General features: G+C 73.9%; 1 protein-coding gene. It reads left to right on the forward strand.

Annotation, left to right across the window (positions count from 1 at the left end; translation table 11 throughout):
* Positions 1 to 1,190 (forward strand): fimbria/pilus outer membrane usher protein (locus AC27IQ_RS25045; protein WP_487091227.1); only part of this gene is annotated, 1,190 nt, incomplete at both ends.

The raw sequence follows: 1,190 nt of genomic DNA on the forward strand, positions 1-1,190 counted from the left end.
GGCTGGCTGCGGCTGGGGCCTGCTGGGGGTCGCCAATGCCTCCGTCACGCGGGGGCAGGCGCAGCGCGACCGCAGCGGCTGGCAGCTCGGCCTGGGCTACCAGTTCCAGAGCACGGGCGGCGGCATCTCGCTGCAGCAGCTGCAGCGCACGCCCGGCTACGGCGATGCCAGCACCTACGCCGACGACGGCTTTCAGCTGCCGCGCCGCACGCGGCAGCTCGATGCCAGCCTGAACGTGGCGCGCGGCTCGTTCAGCGTGGGCTGGGTGGACCTGCAAAGCCGCGAGGGCCAGCGCAGCCGGCTGGCCTACGCCGGCTACAGCACGCCGCTCGGGGACCGCAGCTACCTGTCGTTCACCGCCGGCCGCACGCTGGAGACGGGCCAGACGCAGATGCGCCTGCAGCTCACCTACGTGCTCGGGCCCCAGTCGAGCGCGCAGACCGCCGTGGCCCGCTACGGCGACGGCACCACGCAGGCCCAGGCCAGCGTGCAGCGCACCGTGCCATCGGACGGCGGCTTCGGCTGGAACCTGGGCCACACCGTGGGCGGCCAGGCGAACCGCTACAGCCAGGCCTCGGCGCTCTACCGCGGCGACACCATGACGGTGCAGGGCGGCGCCTACGGCATGGCCGGCCACGGCACGCGCTTCGCGGGCGCGGCCGGATCGATCGGGCTGATGGACGGCTACGCCTTCGCCTCCAACCGCATCAGCGACGGCTTCGCGCTGGTGTCCACGGACGGCATGGCGGACGTGCCGGTGCTCTTCAACCACCAGCGGGTGGGCCGCACCAACGCCCGCGGCTACCTGCTCGTGCCGGAGGTGCCGGCCTACTACGAAGGCCGCTACGAGATCGACCCGCTTTCGCTGCCGGCGGACGTGCACACCCCCAACCTGGAAAAGCGCGTGGCGGTGGCGCGCGGCACCGGCACCCTGGTGCGGCTGCCGGTGATGCGCGTGCGCACCGCCACCATCACGCTGGTGGACGGCCGGGGCGCGCCGCTGCCAGCCGGCACCGCCGTGGTCCACGAGCAGGGCAACGTGCCCACGGTGGTGGGCTGGGACGGCGTGGTGTACCTCACCGCGCTGCAGGCCCGCAACACGCTGGTGGCCCGCCTGCCGGACGGAGCCGTGTGCCGCGGCGCATTCAGCGAACAGGCCTACGCCGGCACGCGCGACCTGCGCGTGGTGT

It is taken from the genome of Acidovorax sp. KPB24-07, from assembly GCF_057543315.1.